Genomic DNA, 17,437 nt, shown 5'->3' with positions numbered 1-17,437 from the left:
AAATGTATCTTATAATTAGATTTTTATTGTATAATTTAATTGTTACGGTAATGGAGGTGAAATTTGTGCAAGAATTAATAATGATATTTACAAATAGTTTAAAGGATATATCTATTTGGTCCATCATAGATATATTAATTGTAGCTTTTATATTTTATAGGGGATATATATTAATAAAAGAAACAAGGGCAGAGCAATTATTAAAGGGAGTAATATTATTATTGATTTTAATTCCTATAAGCTATGTTTTAAGACTTCAAATGTTGAATTTTATATTAACTAAAACATTAACCATAGGTGTTTTATCAATAATTATTATTTTCCAACCAGAAATAAGAAGAGCACTAGAACATATAGGAAGTACTGCCTTTGATGATTTTCATGTTATTCAGGATGATCAAAAGCTAGAAGAAGTTATTGATCAACTTATAGTAGCAGTAGAGGATATGGCTGAAACTAAAACTGGTGCCTTAATAGCTATAGAGCAAGGAACAGGATTAGCAGAAATAATTTCTACGGGAACCCAGTTAGATGCAGTAATAACTTCTGCATTAATAGAGAATATATTCTTTAAGAACACTCCATTACATGATGGAGCAACTATAATTAGAAATGATAGAATCGTTTCAGCAGGTTGTGTCTTACCATTAACAAATAATAATACTATAAATAAAAAACTTGGTACTAGACATAGAGCTGCTATAGGGTTATCTGAAATATCAGATGCTTTAGTTATTGTTGTTTCAGAAGAAACAGGAGCTATATCTTTAGCTGTAAAAGGTAGATTAACAAGAAATTATGATGGTAAAAAATTAAAAAATATATTATTAAAAGTTATGAGAAATAGACGTGATAAGAGAGGGAAAACTTATGGAGAGAAGGTGAAAATATGCTTAAAAAAATTGAAGGAAAGAATTTCTTAGTAAAATTTATATGCTTATTATTATCCTTTTCTCTTTGGCTATATATAATAAATGTAGAAAATCCAGTGAGAGAACTTAAATTAAACAACGTGCCAGTTCAGGTTGTTAATAGTGAAGTACTTAAGGATTATGATTTAGTAATAGTTCCTAATCAAAATCTGACTGTAGATTTAGATTTAGAAGGACCATCTACTGAAATATATAAGGTCAAAAAAGAACAATTTAAGGTGGTTGTTAATTTAAGTGAGTATGTTTTAAAAGAGGGAGACAATAATATACCAGTACAAATAGAAAGTTATCCTAATAATATAAACATAAAAAACAATGGATTTCTAAGGGTAAATGTTATTCTTGATAAATACCAAGAAAAGAGTTTGCCTATTGTTAGCAAAATAAAGGTAAATACAGAGCATGGTACTTATGCAGATAAAATAAATATAAGCCCACAAAATGCCACTGTATCTGGAGCTCAATCCTTAGTAAGTAAAGTTAAGACTTTAGAAGTAAAAGGTGAGATAAACGATGTTAGCAAGGCTGTTAATATGAATTTACCTGTTGTGGCAGTAGATGGAGAGGGAAACGAAATTAAGGATGTTAATATAAGTCCTAATAAAGTAGATGTATCCTTTGGAGTTAAGAAATCTAAGGAAGTACCAGTTAGTGTAATTACAACTGGCACTCCTAAGGAAGGGCTAGCACTAAAATCAATAACACCAAGTATTGCAAAGGTGACTTTACTTGGATCAGAGGATGCTTTAAGTAAGATTAGCTCTATTGAGACATCACCAATAGATGTTTCACAGTATGGAGATGATTCAGAGGTATCAACAGTACTAAAAATTCCAGATGGAGTAAGTTTAGCCTCTAATGATCAAGCTCAAATTAAAGTTAAATTAGATTTTAGTAAAGATGCTCAAAAGGAAATAGAAGTACCAGTAACTACAGAGGGTACTTTAGATGGATATACTCCAGAATTAGATACTAAAACTATAAAAGTAACAATTAATGGTCCTGAAGATTCAGTAAATAGTATTGATTTAAGTAAATTTAAATGTACTATAGATATATCAAAGCTTACAGCTGATGGAGGAAGTGTAAAGCCTAATATATCAAACTCTTACGATAATATAAAGGTTGTTAGTATAAATCCTACAGAGGTTAAGGTAACCTTTAAAAAGAATACTGATTCAACAGAAAGTACAGAGAATAATTCTACAAAACCAAGTGATAATTCAAATAATAATAATACTTCAAACGGAAGTAATAATGAAAACTCAAATAATAAACAATAAATATTTACCACAGATTACTTTAAGCGTATTCTGTGGTAAAATAATTTACTAAAGAAATAAAATGGAGGAAGTTTTATGACTATTAGAATAAATAATATTAGTTTAGATATAAATGAAGACTTAAGTCTTTTAAAAAATAAAGTAGCTAAAAAACTAAGGATGTCTAAGGATGAAATTGGAGATATAAAAATAATAAAAGAATCTTTAGATGCAAGAAAAAAGAATCTTATAAAGTTTAATTACTGTATAAACATAGAACATGAAGATGAAGAAAAAATAGTAGCTAGACTTAATGATAAGGATGTAAAGATAGATAAGGTAAATTATGATTTTGATTTTAACTTTGGGGAGAAAAAACTTCAGCATAGACCAGTAGTTGTAGGATTAGGGCCAGCAGGACTTTTTGCAGCTCTTTTATTAGCTAAGAAGGGATTTAATCCAATTGTCTTTGAAAGAGGAGAAGATGTAGATTCTAGAACTAAAACTGTAGAGGAATTTTGGAGAACTGGAGAATTAAATCCAGAGTCAAATGTACAGTTTGGTGAAGGTGGAGCAGGAGCCTTTTCAGATGGAAAACTTACAACTAGAATAAAAGATACAAGATGCGATTATGTTCTTGATGCTCTTGTGAGAAATGGAGCACCAGAGGAAATAATATATAAAGGGAAACCCCATGTAGGAACTGATATATTAAAAAATGTAGTTAAGAATATCAGAGAAGAAATAAAAAGAAATGGTGGAGAAGTTCATTTCAATTCAAGGTTTGAAGGAATAATAAAAAAAGATAACAAATTAAAAGGGATAAAAGTAAATGGAGAAGAAGTACCTTGTGAAGTAGCAATTTTAGCTTTAGGACATAGTTCTAGGGATACATATGAAATGTTATTTAATGAAGGTGTATTTATGAAACAAAAACCCTTTGCTATTGGAGTTAGAATAGAGCATCCACAAGAAATTATAAATTTAAGTCAGTATGGAGAAAAATATGCTAACCATCCAAGATTAAAGGCTGCCGAATACAGATTAGCATATCAAAGTAAAACTTTAGATAGAGCAGTTTATTCATTCTGTATGTGTCCAGGAGGCGTAGTTGTAAATGCTTCTTCGGAGGAAAAAAGATTATGCGTAAATGGAATGAGTTATCATGCTAGAGATAAAGAAAACGCTAACTCTGCTTTAGTTGTAACTGTAGGGCCCAATGATTTTGGAGGAGATCATCCTTTAGAAGGAATGAAGTTCCAAAGACACTATGAAGAACTTGCCTTTAAACTAGGTGGAGGAAATTATAATACTCCAGTTCAATTAGTTGGAGATTTTATGAAGGATAGAGTTACAACTAAGTTAGGAAAGGTTAATCCAAGTGTATTAAGCAATGGATATAGATTTGAAGATTTAAGAAAGTGTTTACCTTCTTATGTAATAGATGGATTAAAAGAGGGAATAACTGATTTTGATAGAAAGATAAAGGGATTTGGACATAGTGATAGTGTATTAACTGGTATAGAAACAAGAACATCAGCTCCAGTTAGAATTGAAAGAAATGAAAAGTTACAAAGTATATCTTTAGAGGGTTTATATCCAGCAGGAGAGGGTGCTGGCTTTGCAGGAGGTATTGTTTCAGCCGCTGTAGATGGGTTAAAAGTAGCTGAAAATATAATGAAAGAATATCGTGTTTAAAATTTAACAATTTAATAAAAAATAATAAATTGAATATTCTGAAAACTAATGTTTTCAGAATATTTTTTGGTAGAATATAGTTATGGAGAATTAATTTTGAATTGATAAATTTATATAGTCAGTTTTTTTTTGTTTGCAATTGTTATAAATTTAACAAAATTCAAGGAAGAGGGTTGAGTATTATGGCTAAAAATTTTAATGAATTGTTTTCAAAACTAAGAGAGAATGGTATGAAGAAAGTTTCTGTTGCAGTTGCTCAAGATGAACCAGTTTTAGAGGCTGTAAGAGAAGCAAAAGAATTAGGAATAGCTGAGGCTGTTTTAGTTGGTAATGAAGAAAAAATAAAAGAAATAGCTAAGAAAATAGGTATGAATTTAGCTGACTTTGAAATTATAAATGAACCTAACGATAAAAAAGCAGCATTATTAGCAGTAGAACTAGCATCAACAGGAAAAACTGATATGGTAATGAAAGGTCTAGTTGATACTGCTACTTTTTTAAGAAGTGTATTAAATAAAGAAGTTGGTTTAAGAACAGGTCAATTAATGTCACATGTATCTGTATTTGAAATACCAGGAATGGATAGATTACTTTTCTTAACAGATGCAGCTTTTAATACTTATCCAGAGTTAAAAGATAAGGCATCAATGATAAATAACTCAGTTAAGGTTGCACATGCTTGTGGAGTTCAAGTTCCTAAGGTAGCTGTTATAGGGGCAGTAGAGGTTGTAAATCCTAATATGCCAGCAACAATAGATGCAGCATTATTAGCTAAGATGAATGATAGAGGACAAATAAAGGGTTGTATAGTTGACGGACCATTTGCCTTAGATAATGCTATATCAGAAGAAGCTGCAGAGCATAAAGGGGTAAAAGGAGAAGTTGCAGGAAAAGCAGATATATTATTATTACCAAATATAGATGTTGCAAATGTAATGTACAAGACTTTAACTTACATGTCAGAGTGTAAGAATGGTGGGTTATTAGTTGGTACATCAGCTCCAGTTATATTAACTTCTAGAGCAGATAGTTTTGAAACAAAAGTTAAATCAATAGCTATAGCAGCAGTAGTTGCTCATGATTTAAAGTAGAGAATTTGGGGGAGGAAAGTTATATGGCATATAAATTATTAATAATAAATCCAGGGTCTACATCAACTAAAATTGGTGTTTATGAAGGTGAAAAAGAAATCTTAGAAGAAACTTTAAGACATTCAGCAGAAGAAATACTAAAATATGATACAATATTTGATCAACTTGATTTTAGAAAAGAAGTTATTTTAAAGGTATTAAAAGAAAAAGGCATTGACATAAATGAGTTAGATGCTGTTGTTGGAAGAGGTGGAATGCTTAAGCCAATAGAAGGTGGAACTTATGAAGTCAATGAAGCTATGGTTGAGGACTTAAAAATTGGGGTTCAAGGACCACATGCTTCAAATTTAGGTGGAATATTATCTAATGAAATAGCAAAAGAAATTGGTAAGAGAGCATTTATAGTAGATCCAGTTGTTGTTGATGAAATGGAAGATGTAGCAAGATTATCAGGAGTTCCAGAATTACCAAGAAAAAGTAAATTCCATGCATTAAATCAAAAGGCTGTTGCTAAGAGATATGCAAAAGAACATAATACTTCATATGAAGATGTTAATTTAATAGTCGTTCATATGGGGGGCGGAGTTTCAGTAGGAGCACATAGAAAAGGTAGAGTTATAGATGTAAATAATGCATTAGATGGTGATGGACCATTTTCACCAGAAAGAGCAGGTGGAGTTCCTTCAGGTGAATTATTAGAAATGTGTTTCTCAGGAAAGTATAGCAAAGAAGAAGTTTATAAAAAGTTAGTTGGAAAAGGCGGATTTGTTGCGTATGCTAACACAAATGATGCGAGAGATTTAATAAAGCTATCACAAGAAGGTGATGAAAAAGGCTCATTAATATTTAATGCTTTCATATATCAAATAGCAAAAGAAATAGGATCAATGGCTGTAGTTTTAGATGGAGAAGTTGATGCTATAGTATTAACTGGTGGAATTGCATATAGTGATTATGTAACTAATGCTATAAATAAAAAAGTAAAATGGATTGCACCTATGGTTGTATACGGTGGAGAAGATGAACTTTTAGCTTTAGCACAAGGAGCTATAAGAGTTTTAGATGGCGTTGAAGAAGCAAAGATATATAAATAGATTAATTAATATATATAAATTTGAATAGTTTAGATTGTTTAAGGGAAGAATTTTGTAATTCTCCCTTAAATTTTGTTTTAAAAAAGTGTTCATAAAAGTCTGAAATATTTATATTTCACAAATATTATGTTAGAATAATAACGACGATTTTTAAATTAACTGATTTTTACAATGTATGAGTTGAGGTTTAGTATTAATTAAAAAACCAAAAATTGGAGGAACAGCATGAATAAAATAATAATCAATGATAAGACTATCGAATTTGATGGTGATAAGACGATACTTGACTTAGCAAGAGAGAATGGATTTGACATTCCAGTGCTTTGTGAGTTAAAAAATTGCGGAAACAAAGGACAATGTGGAGTTTGTCTTGTTGAGCAAGAAGGAAATGATAGACTATTAAGATCTTGTGCAATAAAAGCTAAAGATGGAATGGTTATTAAAACTGATAGTGAAAAAGTACTAGAAGCTAGAAAAGAAAGAGTTGCAGAACTTTTAGATGAGCATGAGTTCAAATGTGGACCATGTAAAAGAAGAGAGAATTGTGAATTCTTAAAACTTGTAATTAAAACAAAGGCAAGAGCTCACAAACCATTTGTAGTTGCAGATAAATCAGAATATGTAGATGACAGAAGTAAATCAATAGTTTTAGATAGAAGTAAATGTGTTAAATGTGGTAGATGTGTTGCGGCATGCAGAACAAGAACTGCTACTAACTCAATAAAATTCCACAGAATTGATGGAGTAAGATTAGTAGGACCAGAAGAATTAAAATGTTTCGACGATACAAATTGTTTATTATGTGGACAATGTATAGCTGCTTGCCCAGTTGATGCATTATCAGAAAAATCACATATTGAAAGAGTTCAAGAGGCATTAAATGATCCAGAAAAGCATGTAATAGTTGCTATGGCACCAGCTGTAAGAACATCAATGGGTGAATTATTCAAGATGGGTTATGGACAAGATGTTACTGGAAAATTATATACTGCTTTAAGAGAATTAGGTTTTGATAAAGTATTTGATATAAACTTCGGTGCTGATATGACAATAATGGAAGAAGCTACTGAGCTTATAGAAAGAATAAAAAATAACGGACCTTTCCCAATGTTAACTTCATGTTGTCCATCATGGGTTAGAGAAGTTGAAAACTACTTCCCAGAATTAGTAGAAAATCTTTCATCAGCTAAATCACCACAACAAATATTTGGTGCAGCATCAAAAACTTATTATCCACAAGTTGCTGATATAGATCCTAAAAAAGTATTTACAGTAACTGTAATGCCTTGTACTTCTAAAAAATTCGAGGCTGATAGACCTGAAATGGAAAACGAAGGAATAAGAAATATAGATGCAGTTATAACAACTAGAGAGTTAGCTAGAATGATAAAAGCTGCTAAAATAGATTTTGCTAAATTAGAAGATGGTGAAGTGGATCCAGCTATGGGTGAGTACACTGGAGCAGGTGTTATATTTGGAGCTACTGGTGGAGTTATGGAAGCTGCTTTAAGAACAGCTAAAGATTTCATGGAAAATGACAACTTAGATAATGTAGATTACGAAGCTGTTAGAGGATTAGCTGGAATAAAAGAAGCTGAAGTAGAAATAGCAGGAAATGAATATAAATTAGCTGTTGTAAGTGGAGCTGCTAATGTATTTGAACTAGTTAAGTCTGGTAAAATAAATGACTACCACTTCATCGAAGTAATGGCATGTCCTGGTGGATGTGTTAATGGTGGAGGACAACCACACATCTCAGCTGAAGATAGTGATAAAATGGATATTAGAGAAGTAAGAGCTTCTGTTCTTTACAATCAAGATAAGAATTTAGAGAAGAGAAAATCACATCAAAACTCAGCTTTATTAAAAATGTATGAAAGCTACATGGGTAAACCAGGTCATGGAAGAGCTCATGAGTTATTACACATGAAATATAAAAAATAATAATTAAAATATAGACAGGATGTTTAATACATCCTGTTTTTTTATATTTAAAAATATCACAATAAAAATAAAATTTATACACTCTATTTAGATTATCATACAAAAAATAAGGAATTCTTTTGTAAATAATGCTCATGGATGAAAACGGTTAATTGGTATAAAATAAAATCATAAAAGAAATTCGAGAAAATAATTGAAATTTATGGGGGATTATTAATATGGCAAATTTATCACTTAAACATATTTATAAAGTTTATCCAGGAGATGTTACAGCAGTTAAAGACTTTAACTTAGAAATAGCTGACAAAGAGTTTATAGTATTCGTTGGACCATCAGGTTGTGGTAAGTCTACTACTTTAAGAATGATTGCTGGATTAGAAGAAATATCAAAAGGTGAATTATACATTGGAGATAGATTAGTTAACGAAGTTGAACCAAAGGAAAGAGATATAGCGATGGTTTTCCAAAGTTACGCACTATATCCACATATGACTGTATATGATAACATGGCATTTGGACTTAAGTTAAGAAAAGTTCCAAAGGATGAAATAGATAAAAAGGTTAAAGATGCTGCTAAAATACTTGATATAGAGCATTTATTAGATAGAAAACCAAAGGCTTTATCAGGAGGTCAAAGACAAAGGGTTGCCTTAGGAAGAGCTATAGTAAGAGAACCTAAAGTATTCTTAATGGACGAGCCTTTATCAAACTTAGATGCTAAATTAAGAGTTCAAATGAGAACTGAGATCTCTAAATTACATCAAAGATTACAAACAACATTCATATATGTTACACATGACCAAGTTGAAGCTATGACAATGGGTACAAGAATAGTTGTTATGAAAGATGGTATAGTTCAACAAGTTGACTCACCACAAGAAATATACAATAATCCAGCTAATATATTCGTTGCAGGATTCATAGGAAGTCCACAAATGAACTTTATAGATGGTACTATAAAAGAAGAAGGCGGAAAATATTTTGCTTGCTTCCAAAGCGAAAAAATTGAAATGCCAATGGATAAAGCTAGATTATTAAAAGAAAAAGGATATATAGGAAAAAATGTTATAATAGGTGTAAGACCTGAACATTTAGATGATGACCAAGAATTAGGAGAAGGAAAGTCAACAACAGTAATAAAATCAAAAGTTGAAGTTACAGAGTTAATGGGAGCAGAAAGTTATATTTATACTAAACTTGGAGATCAAAACATAACAGTTAGAGTAAATGGAAGCACTAAGTTACAAAATGGTCAAGAAGCTAAGTTCTACGTTGATGCTAATAAGATTCATATATTTGATAAAGAAACTGAATTAAAATTAGTTTAATCAGCAATAGCTTTAATATAGAGGGGTAATTAATATGTACAGTTTTCATAAGTTCTTAGAAGAGTTATATTTAAATACTAAAATACCTTTTATAGTTGTTTTGGATGACAAGAAATTTGTACTATCAGATTTTGATAATTGTGATAAGGTTTCTTTAGAATTCGAGGTTAATGGTAAAAAGGGAAAAATAATAACTCAAAAGGAATATGAAAGCTGTACTTCTTTATTAAGATATTTAATTGAAAATAAGATTAAAGAAGTTTCAAATAACAAGGAAAAACTTATTAGGAAGGCCTTAAATGGAGTTACTATAGACAAAAATATTATTCATAAGGAATTGGAATTTTTAAAAGGTGATTTCTACATAATTAATGTTTATTTAGCTTCAAACCTTCAAGAAGGTTTAGAACTTGTTAATGAATGCTATGGTAATAAAAATATAGTTAGCATTTTAAAAGAGGATAACATAGTAATTATTGGTGCTTTAGAAGATGTTGATGATCATGTTAATAGTATAAGAGATTCTATTGATTCAAACCTTTATGTAAAATGTTATATAAGCTATATGAAATTAAATAATATAAATGAAATAAAAGAGGCTTATGAGATAAATATGTCTAAGATAAATCTAGCAATAAAATATGATTTGGATGAAGTCATTTATGGAGAAAGAGATTTACTTTTTGAAACTTTAGTTGATTCCATAGATGAGGACTTAAAGATGAAGATGTATGAAGATTTTGGGTTAGGATTTTCTAAGTTAGATAGAGAGATGATAAAGACTATAGAAACATTTTTTAAGTGTGGACTTAATATAAGTGATGCATCTAAGGAATTATATGTACATAGAAATACTCTCATCTACAGATTAGATAAAATTCAGAAGTGTACATCTTATGATATAAGGAATTTTAATGAAGCTGTAATCTTTAAAATAGCTTTTTTAATATGGCGTGGCAAAGAAATAAGTAAGTAATATAATTAAAAGTATATTTATGATAGTAGGAAACCATATCAAAGGAAATGATTAAATTAACTTTGATATGGTTTTTTATTTTATAGTTAAATTCTATTATATATAAAGTTTTAAATGAAAATTAAATTGTTTAATTAGGTATTTTAATATATTAAGTAGAATTTTTACTAAAATATATTTTTATTTAAGATTGTTTGTAAATTATATAGCAAAAATGGTAAAAAAATTAATGGATAAATTTTATACAAAATAATAATAAATTACAAAAAAACTATTGAAAATGTTTTCTTGTTATTATATAATAAGGTTGGAAACGATACCGAAATGCTTTTAAAAAGATTTTAAATAATTAGTTATTATGAGATATTTTTTTAGAATGTTTTGGTATCGTTTCCGAAAATGAGAATGTAAATTTATAGCTTTTTAGCTAATTAAAAGTTATGAGGGGGATTTTATAATGGGAAAACGTACAAAAATTCTAGCGACTGTAATGGCTGCAACAATGTTATTTGCAGGATCATTAGTAGGATGTGGAGGAAAATCTGATTCAGGTAGTGCTGATGGTTCAGGAAAAGAACTTACAGTATGGTCACATTTAACAACTCCAGAAGTAGAAGAATTAAATAAAATGGCTTCAAAATGGGGAGAAGAAAATGGAGTTAAAGTTAAGGTTGTAGAAGACAAATCAGAAATGCAAGCTTACATACAAGCTGCAAATAGTTCAAAGGGACCAGATATAATGTTTGGACTAGCTCATGATAACTTAGGAACATTCCAAAAGGCTGGACTTTTAGCAGAAGTTCCAGAAGGAATTATAAATGATTCTGATTATGCATCACATCAAGTTTTAGATGCTGTAACAATAGACGGGAAAAGATATGCAGTTCCAATAGCACAAGAAACATCAGCTCTTTTCTACAATAAGGATAAAGTTAAAGAAGTTCCAAAAACTATGGAAGATTTAGTTAAGGTTGCAGAAGAAGGAGCAGGATTCAAATACGATATTAATAACTTCTATGCTACTTATGGATTTATAGCAGCAGATGGAGGATATGTTTATAAAGATAATAATGGAACACTTGATCCAACTGATATCGGATTAGGAACACCAGGAGCTATAAAAGGATATCAATTCGTTCAAGACTTAGTTCAAAAAGATAAATTAATGCCAGCTGATATAACTGGAGATATAGCAAAAGGAGATTTCTTATCTAAGAACACTGGATTCTATATCTCAGGACCTTGGGATGTATCAGCATTTAAAGATGGAGGAGTAAACTTTGGAGTAGCTCCAATGCCAACATTATTTGGAAAACAAGTACCAACTTTCTTAGGTGTTCAAACTGCTTTCGTAAGTGAAAAATCTCAAAATAAAGATTTAGCATGGAAATTAGTTAAATACTTATCAGAAAATTCAGGTGATGTATTATTAAATAAAGGTAACAGAATTCCAGTATTAAATAAATACTTAGATAGTGCAGATTTCAAAAATAATGAGTATATGAGTGCTTTCGCAGAACAAGCTAAATTCGCTACACCAATGCCTAACATACCAGAAATTCAAGCTATGTGGGGACCTGCTGGAGCTAACTTACAATTATTAACTTCAGGACAAGTTACACCAGAAAAATGTGCTGAAATGACAGTAGAACAAATTAAACAAGGTATAGCTCAACAAAAATAATTAAGAAGTTTTAATAGGGGGATGTAAATTCCCCCTTATTTATAGAAGTTTATATTAAAAAGAGGTATTTGAGGAGGCGAGACATAATGCAAGTTGCGAGTGATAGAAGGGCAGATAAAAAGCATAAAAGATTAAAAGATACAATAAAAGCAATGCCATATTTGTTACCAGCAGTAATATCAATAATTATATTTACTATTATTCCTATAGTTTACACTATAGTAATAGCATTTACTGATTACACAATGTATTCACAAGGAAATATTAAGTTTGTAGGGTTTGCAAATTTTATAGAAGTTTTAACAGGTCCATTTAAAGAAGTATTCTTACCTGTTTTTGGATGGAATATAATCTTTGCAGTAGTATCTACAGCAGGTACATTTTTCTTAGGATTAATAGTTGCCATGGCAGTAAATAACCCTAATATAAAAGAAAAATCAGTTTATAGAGCAATACTTATAATTCCATGGGCTTTACCAGCTACAGTAGCAATACTTTCATGGCAAGGTCTTTTAAACGGAAGTTATGGAGCGATAAATAATTTATTATTAAATTTACATTTAATATCAAACCCAATTCCATGGTTAACAGATCCAACATGGGCAAGGGTAGCACTTATAATAGTTAATATATGGTTAGGATTCCCTTATATGATGAATGTTTGTTTAGGAGCTTTAGGAGCAATTCCTGATAGTTATTATGAAGCGGCAGATGTTGATGGTGCTAGTAAATGGCTTCAATTTAGAAAAATAACATTACCATCATTAGCTCAAATATCTTATCCACTATTAATTTCATCATTTGCATTTAACTTTAATAACTTTGGATCAGCATTCTTAATCACTAAGGGTGGTCCACCAAGAATGGCTACTCAATTTGCTGGTTATACAGATATTCTTGCATCTGTAAACTATAAATTATCAACACAGTTTGGTAGATTTGAAATAGCATCTGCAATTAGTATAATAATATTCTTAATTTTAGGAACTATATCATACTATCAAATGAAATTAAGTGGACAATTCGAGGAGGTAGAATAGAATGCAAAGTAAAGTACAAAAAAAGAGCGGAATAGTAACTACCTCAGAACTTAAATATGAAAGAAAACTAAGACCTGCTGAAAGAAGAATGGCATGGATATCAAGAATATTTATATGGTTCATGTTACTTGTAGTATTATTCCCTGTATTTGCAGTAGTTTCTGCATCTATGGCTAAAGGAGAAGTTTTTACTCAAACAACTTTAATTCCATCAGCATGGACATTAGAAAATTATGCAAAAGTTTTAACAGAAACAAATTTCTTAATATGGGTTAAAAACTCATTAATAATATGTGTAGTTGTATCAGTAATACAACTTTTATTAACAGTACCTATGGCTTTTGCTTTCTCAAGATTAAAATTCTGGGGAAGAAAGAATGGATTAATGATGTTATTATTACTTCAAATGTTCCCAGCAGCTATGTCATTACCAGCAATATTAGCACTTGCTTATAGACTAGATGGTATGGATCATATAATTACATTGATAATAATACAAGCTGGTGCTGGTGCATTTAATGTTTGGTTACTTAAAGGAGCTATAGATGGTATTCCAAAAGAGCTTACAGAAGCAGCTTATGTTGATGGAGCATCAACTTTCCAAACTTTCACAATGATAATACTACCTTTATTAAGAAATATGCTTTTAGTAATATTCTTATTTACATTCATAGGGGCATATAGTGAATTTATTTTTGCATCTGCCTTATTAAAGAGCCCAGAAAGTTTAACACTTGCTGTAGGTATGCAACAATTTATTACAAATAACTTCTCAGCTAACTGGACTCAATATTCAGCAGCTGCAATAATGGCTTCAATTCCAATAGTTGCATTTGCTACTATTGCACAAAAATATATGGCTAAAGGATTAACTGCTGGATCAGTTAAAGGCTAAGATAATAGAAATTTTATGTGGAATAAATCTTAAATACCTTAAATTTAATAAATACTTCTTATAAGATAAAATATATTGATGGATTTTGTGGAAGAAAAAGTGCCTTCCACAATCCATCAAAATATAAAGGTATCTAAGATTATTAAATTAAAAATATAAAAAATTAGTATATTTATCTAAACTCTTGTAAGTATTATTGCTAATGTTTTCAAAGCGGTTTATAATTAAACTGGTATCGTTACCGAAACAATTTCCAAGTTTTTAAAAATTATAGGGGAAATCAGGAGGAGTTATATGAATATAAGAGACATAGCAAGACTTGCTGGCGTTGGTGTTAGTACAGTATCAAGAGTTATAAATGATCATCCAGATGTAAAGGATGAAACGAGAGAAAAAATCTTAAAGATAATAAAAGAAAGTAATTACATACCTAATAATAGTGCTAGGATTCTTAAGAAAAATAATACAAATAACATAGGAGTTTTAGTAAAGGGGGTATTTAACCCATTCTTTGCTGAGATGATAAACATTATAGGTAATAGAATAAATGAAGCTGGCTACACAATGATATTACAGCAAAATGACTATGCCACAGAGGATGATGTGGATAATTTAATAGCTTTTGTTAAAGAGAAAAGACTTCAAGGTATTATCTGCTTAGGAGGAAACTTTTTAAATATAAATGATGAAAGTTTTCAATTCTTAGATATTCCAGTAGTTTTAACCTCTGTTAATACACTTTCTAAAGAAAGTAAAAGTAAGTTTTCATCAATAGGAATAGATAACGTATTAGCAGCTAAGGCCTCAATTCAATATCTTATAGATAAAGGTCATAGAAACATAGGAATTTTATTAGGAGAAAAAAATGACGTTGGAATAAGTGGATTAAGACTTGAAGGCTATAAAAAAGCTTTAGAGGAAAATAATATACCTTATTCAGAAGAAAATGTATTTATAGGTGATTATGATTATAGTGGAGCTTATAGAGTTACAAAGGAAATTATTAATAATAGAAAAGATATAACAGCTATATTTTCAATATCAGATATTATGGCTGTAGGGGCAGCAAAATCAGTTATAGATCAAGGATTGCAGGTAGGAGAAGATATTTCTATTATGGGATTTGATGGAATGGATATAAGTAAATATTATAATCCAGGAATTACAACTGTAAAGCAGCCTAAGAAAAATATGGCTAATAATAGCATAGATTTACTATTAGCTCTTTTAGCTAAAAAAGAAGATCATAAGCATATAATTTTTGAAACAAAGATAATAGAAAGAGAGTCATGTAAGGAAGTAGTATAGTAATTATAATTGGGGGAGATATTATGAGAATTAATTGTATTAATAATCACATAACTAAATATACTTTTGGAACTCCTTTTAATACTGAGTCAGTTGTTTTAAAAGAAGGTTCAGAAATAGAGAACCAAGGATTAAAGTATTTAAATTTTGAGAATAACACTTTTACATTAAAACTTAAAGAGGAAGATATAGTTTATGGACTAGGTGAAAATGTAAGAGGATTAAATAAAAGAGGATGGAGATATGAAAGTTTTTGTACAGATGATTTTTCACATACTCCAGAGAAAAAAAGCCTTTATGGAGCTCATAACTTCTTAATGATATATGGAGAAAAAACTTTTGGGATATTTATAGATTATCCTGGAAGAGTAAAGTTTGATGTTGGATACACAAGAAGAGATGAATTAAAGATAGAAATTGATGATGAAAATTTTGCTTTATATATTATTGAAGGAGATACTTTAAAGGAAATAGCAAAAAGCTTTAGAGAGCTTATAGGTGAAAGTTACATAGCTCCTAAATGGGCCTTTGGTGCTCAACAAAGTAGATGGAGTTATAAGGATAGTAAAGAGGTTCTTGAAGTCCTAGATAATTTTAATGAATCAGAACTTCCTCTTGATTGTATATATCTTGATATAGATTATATGGAGGATTTCAAGAACTTTACCATAAATAAAGAAGCCTTCCCTGATTTTGAAAACTTTGTGAAGGAAGTTAAAGAAAAAGGAGTCAGACTTATTCCAATAATCGATGCTGGATGCAAAATTGAAGAGGGATATGATGTTTATGAGGAAGGTGTTAAAAATGGTTATTACTGTTTAGATGAGGAAGGAAAACCTTTTGTAGCAGCAGTTTGGCCAGGGAGAGTTCATTTCCCAGACTTCTTAAATAAGGATGCAAGATTATGGTTTGGAAACAAATATAAAGTGCTTACTGATAAAGGAATAGAAGGTTTTTGGAATGATATGAATGAGCCTGCAATATTCTATTCTGAAAAAAGATTAAATGAAGCTTTTGAAAAAATATCAGAGGCTAAAGGAAAGAATTTAGGTATATATGATTATTTTGATGTTAAGGATACATTCCCAAGACTTCAAAATAGTATGGAGGACTATCAAAGTTTCTATCATAGAGTAGGAAATGAAAAAATAAGACATGACAAGGTTCATAATCTTTTTGGATTTAATATGACAAGAGCAGCAGCTGAAGGCCTTGAAAATATAGATGAAAATAAGAGATTTTTACTATTTTCTAGAGCATCAACAGTTGGGATGCATAGATATGGAGGTATATGGACTGGAGACAACATGTCTTGGTGGGAACACATTAAGTTAAACCTTCAAATGATGCCAAATATTAATATGTGTGGATTTATCTATACAGGAGCTGATACTGGCGGATTTGGAGGAGATGCAACAGAAGATTTAGTTATAAGATGGTCACAATTTAGTATGTTTACACCTTTATTCAGAAATCACTCAGCTTTAGGTACAAGACATCAAGAACCATATTCATTTAGAGGTGAAATTGTCAAAGTATTAAAAAATATATTGGAGTTAAGATATGTTATGGTTCCATATCTTTATAGTGAGTATATGAAAGCTGTTTTAAATAATGAAATGTATTTTAAACCATTAACATTTGAATATAGTGATAACTTTGTAAAAAGAGTAGAAGATCAAATGCTTCTAGGTGATAGTTTAATGGTAGCACCTATATATGAGCAAAATGCTTTAGGAAGATATGTATATCTTCCAGAGGAAATGCTTTTATGGAGAGCTAGAAAATATGATGATGGAGATTATGAAGTTTTAGAAAAAGGACATCATTATGTTGAAGCTAAGTTAAATGAAATTCCTATATTTATAAGAAAAAATAAAATAGTAACAATGGCAAGTAAGCCAAGAAAAAGGGTAGAAGAAATAGATACTAGTGAATTAAATCTAATTGCTTTTGTTTGTGATGAGGCTGAGTACATTTATTACAATGATGATGGTATCACTAAAAATTATAAGAATGGTGAGTATGAAGAGCTAAAAGTTAAGATTACAAAAGCACAATCAGATTATGATGTATTAGTAGAAAATAAAAATTCAAGGGTTAAAAAGTTAAATATAAAAATATTTGATTTAAATAAAAATATGATTGAAAAAGAGATATTAATTCAATAATAGTAACTAGGGGG

The 17,437-nt window shown here is 30.0% G+C and carries 13 protein-coding genes; all 13 read left to right on the top strand.

Annotated features, from left to right (window positions below; genetic code table 11):
• Positions 1 to 65 precede the first annotated feature (65 nt).
• The 13 genes from cdaA to CPF_RS12925 all read left to right on the top strand — a co-directional run bounded on the left by cdaA (position 66) and on the right by CPF_RS12925 (position 17,423).
• Positions 66 to 923, top strand: coding sequence for a diadenylate cyclase CdaA (cdaA, locus tag CPF_RS12985; RefSeq protein WP_003454389.1), 858 nt, complete (start codon positions 66 to 68; stop codon positions 921 to 923).
• On the top strand, positions 890 to 2,215 hold the full coding sequence (locus CPF_RS12980) for a CdaR family protein (protein ID WP_003467458.1): 1,326 nt from the start codon (positions 890 to 892) through the stop codon (positions 2,213 to 2,215). Before cdaA ends, CPF_RS12980 begins: the two co-directional genes overlap by 34 nt.
• A gap of 75 nt (positions 2,216 to 2,290) precedes the next feature.
• Positions 2,291 to 3,892 (top strand): NAD(P)/FAD-dependent oxidoreductase, encoded by a 1,602-nt coding sequence (locus CPF_RS12975; protein WP_003457870.1) that lies wholly within the window; start codon positions 2,291 to 2,293, stop codon positions 3,890 to 3,892.
• A gap of 182 nt (positions 3,893 to 4,074) precedes the next feature.
• Positions 4,075 to 4,983: a phosphate butyryltransferase gene (gene ptb / locus CPF_RS12970; RefSeq protein WP_003454254.1), complete on the top strand. Its 909-nt coding sequence runs from the start codon at positions 4,075 to 4,077 to the stop codon at positions 4,981 to 4,983.
• Between the two features lie 23 nt (positions 4,984 to 5,006).
• Entirely contained in the window at positions 5,007 to 6,077 is a 1,071-nt protein-coding gene (gene buk, locus CPF_RS12965) for a butyrate kinase (protein WP_003454444.1), read from the top strand.
• 225 nt (positions 6,078 to 6,302) lie between these two features.
• Entirely contained in the window at positions 6,303 to 8,021 is a 1,719-nt protein-coding gene (locus CPF_RS12960) for a ferredoxin hydrogenase (RefSeq protein ID WP_011591128.1), read from the top strand.
• A 218-nt stretch (positions 8,022 to 8,239) separates the two neighbouring features.
• Positions 8,240 to 9,349: an ABC transporter ATP-binding protein gene (locus CPF_RS12955; RefSeq protein WP_011591127.1), complete on the top strand. Its 1,110-nt coding sequence runs from the start codon at positions 8,240 to 8,242 to the stop codon at positions 9,347 to 9,349.
• A gap of 34 nt (positions 9,350 to 9,383) precedes the next feature.
• Positions 9,384 to 10,325 (top strand): PucR family transcriptional regulator, encoded by a 942-nt coding sequence (locus CPF_RS12950; protein WP_003467462.1) that lies wholly within the window; start codon positions 9,384 to 9,386, stop codon positions 10,323 to 10,325.
• 457 nt (positions 10,326 to 10,782) lie between these two features.
• Positions 10,783 to 12,009, top strand: a complete 1,227-nt coding sequence (locus tag CPF_RS12945) for a maltose ABC transporter substrate-binding protein (RefSeq protein ID WP_003457886.1) — start codon at positions 10,783 to 10,785, stop codon at positions 12,007 to 12,009.
• 86 nt (positions 12,010 to 12,095) lie between these two features.
• Positions 12,096 to 13,049 carry an ABC transporter permease subunit gene (locus CPF_RS12940; RefSeq protein ID WP_003457841.1) on the top strand — a complete coding sequence of 318 codons (954 nt, stop codon included), beginning with the start codon at positions 12,096 to 12,098 and terminating at the stop codon, positions 13,047 to 13,049.
• A gap of 1 nt (position 13,050) precedes the next feature.
• Entirely contained in the window at positions 13,051 to 13,944 is an 894-nt protein-coding gene (locus CPF_RS12935; RefSeq protein ID WP_003454394.1) for a sugar ABC transporter permease, read from the top strand.
• Between the two features lie 294 nt (positions 13,945 to 14,238).
• Positions 14,239 to 15,252, top strand: a complete 1,014-nt coding sequence (locus CPF_RS12930; RefSeq protein WP_003457851.1) for a LacI family DNA-binding transcriptional regulator — start codon at positions 14,239 to 14,241, stop codon at positions 15,250 to 15,252.
• A 23-nt stretch (positions 15,253 to 15,275) separates the two neighbouring features.
• Positions 15,276 to 17,423 carry a TIM-barrel domain-containing protein gene (locus tag CPF_RS12925; protein ID WP_003457922.1) on the top strand — a complete coding sequence of 716 codons (2,148 nt, stop codon included), beginning with the start codon at positions 15,276 to 15,278 and terminating at the stop codon, positions 17,421 to 17,423.
• The last annotated feature ends 14 nt before the right edge of the window (positions 17,424 to 17,437 follow it).

The sequence above is a fragment of the Clostridium perfringens ATCC 13124 genome (assembly GCF_000013285.1).
GTDB lineage: Bacteria > Bacillota > Clostridia > Clostridiales > Clostridiaceae > Sarcina > Sarcina perfringens.
This window is presented reverse-complemented; position numbering and strand designations above follow the sequence as displayed.

Bases quoted from the DNA above. Each gene is read 5' to 3' on its own strand.
- CPF_RS12930 (WP_003457851.1), top strand. From the start codon at position 14,239: ATGAATATAAGAGACATAGCAAGACTTGCTGGCGTTGGTGTTAGTACA.
- CPF_RS12925 (WP_003457922.1), top strand. From the start codon at position 15,276: ATGAGAATTAATTGTATTAATAATCACATAACTAAATATACTTTTGGA.
- CPF_RS12955 (WP_011591127.1), top strand. From the start codon at position 8,240: ATGGCAAATTTATCACTTAAACATATTTATAAAGTTTATCCAGGAGAT.
- CPF_RS12960 (WP_011591128.1), top strand. From the start codon at position 6,303: ATGAATAAAATAATAATCAATGATAAGACTATCGAATTTGATGGTGAT.
- CPF_RS12945 (WP_003457886.1), top strand. From the start codon at position 10,783: ATGGGAAAACGTACAAAAATTCTAGCGACTGTAATGGCTGCAACAATG.
- CPF_RS12975 (WP_003457870.1), top strand. From the start codon at position 2,291: ATGACTATTAGAATAAATAATATTAGTTTAGATATAAATGAAGACTTA.
- CPF_RS12950 (WP_003467462.1), top strand. From the start codon at position 9,384: ATGTACAGTTTTCATAAGTTCTTAGAAGAGTTATATTTAAATACTAAA.
- buk (WP_003454444.1), top strand. From the start codon at position 5,007: ATGGCATATAAATTATTAATAATAAATCCAGGGTCTACATCAACTAAA.
- CPF_RS12980 (WP_003467458.1), top strand. From the start codon at position 890: ATGCTTAAAAAAATTGAAGGAAAGAATTTCTTAGTAAAATTTATATGC.
- ptb (WP_003454254.1), top strand. From the start codon at position 4,075: ATGGCTAAAAATTTTAATGAATTGTTTTCAAAACTAAGAGAGAATGGT.
- CPF_RS12940 (WP_003457841.1), top strand. From the start codon at position 12,096: ATGCAAGTTGCGAGTGATAGAAGGGCAGATAAAAAGCATAAAAGATTA.
- CPF_RS12935 (WP_003454394.1), top strand. From the start codon at position 13,051: ATGCAAAGTAAAGTACAAAAAAAGAGCGGAATAGTAACTACCTCAGAA.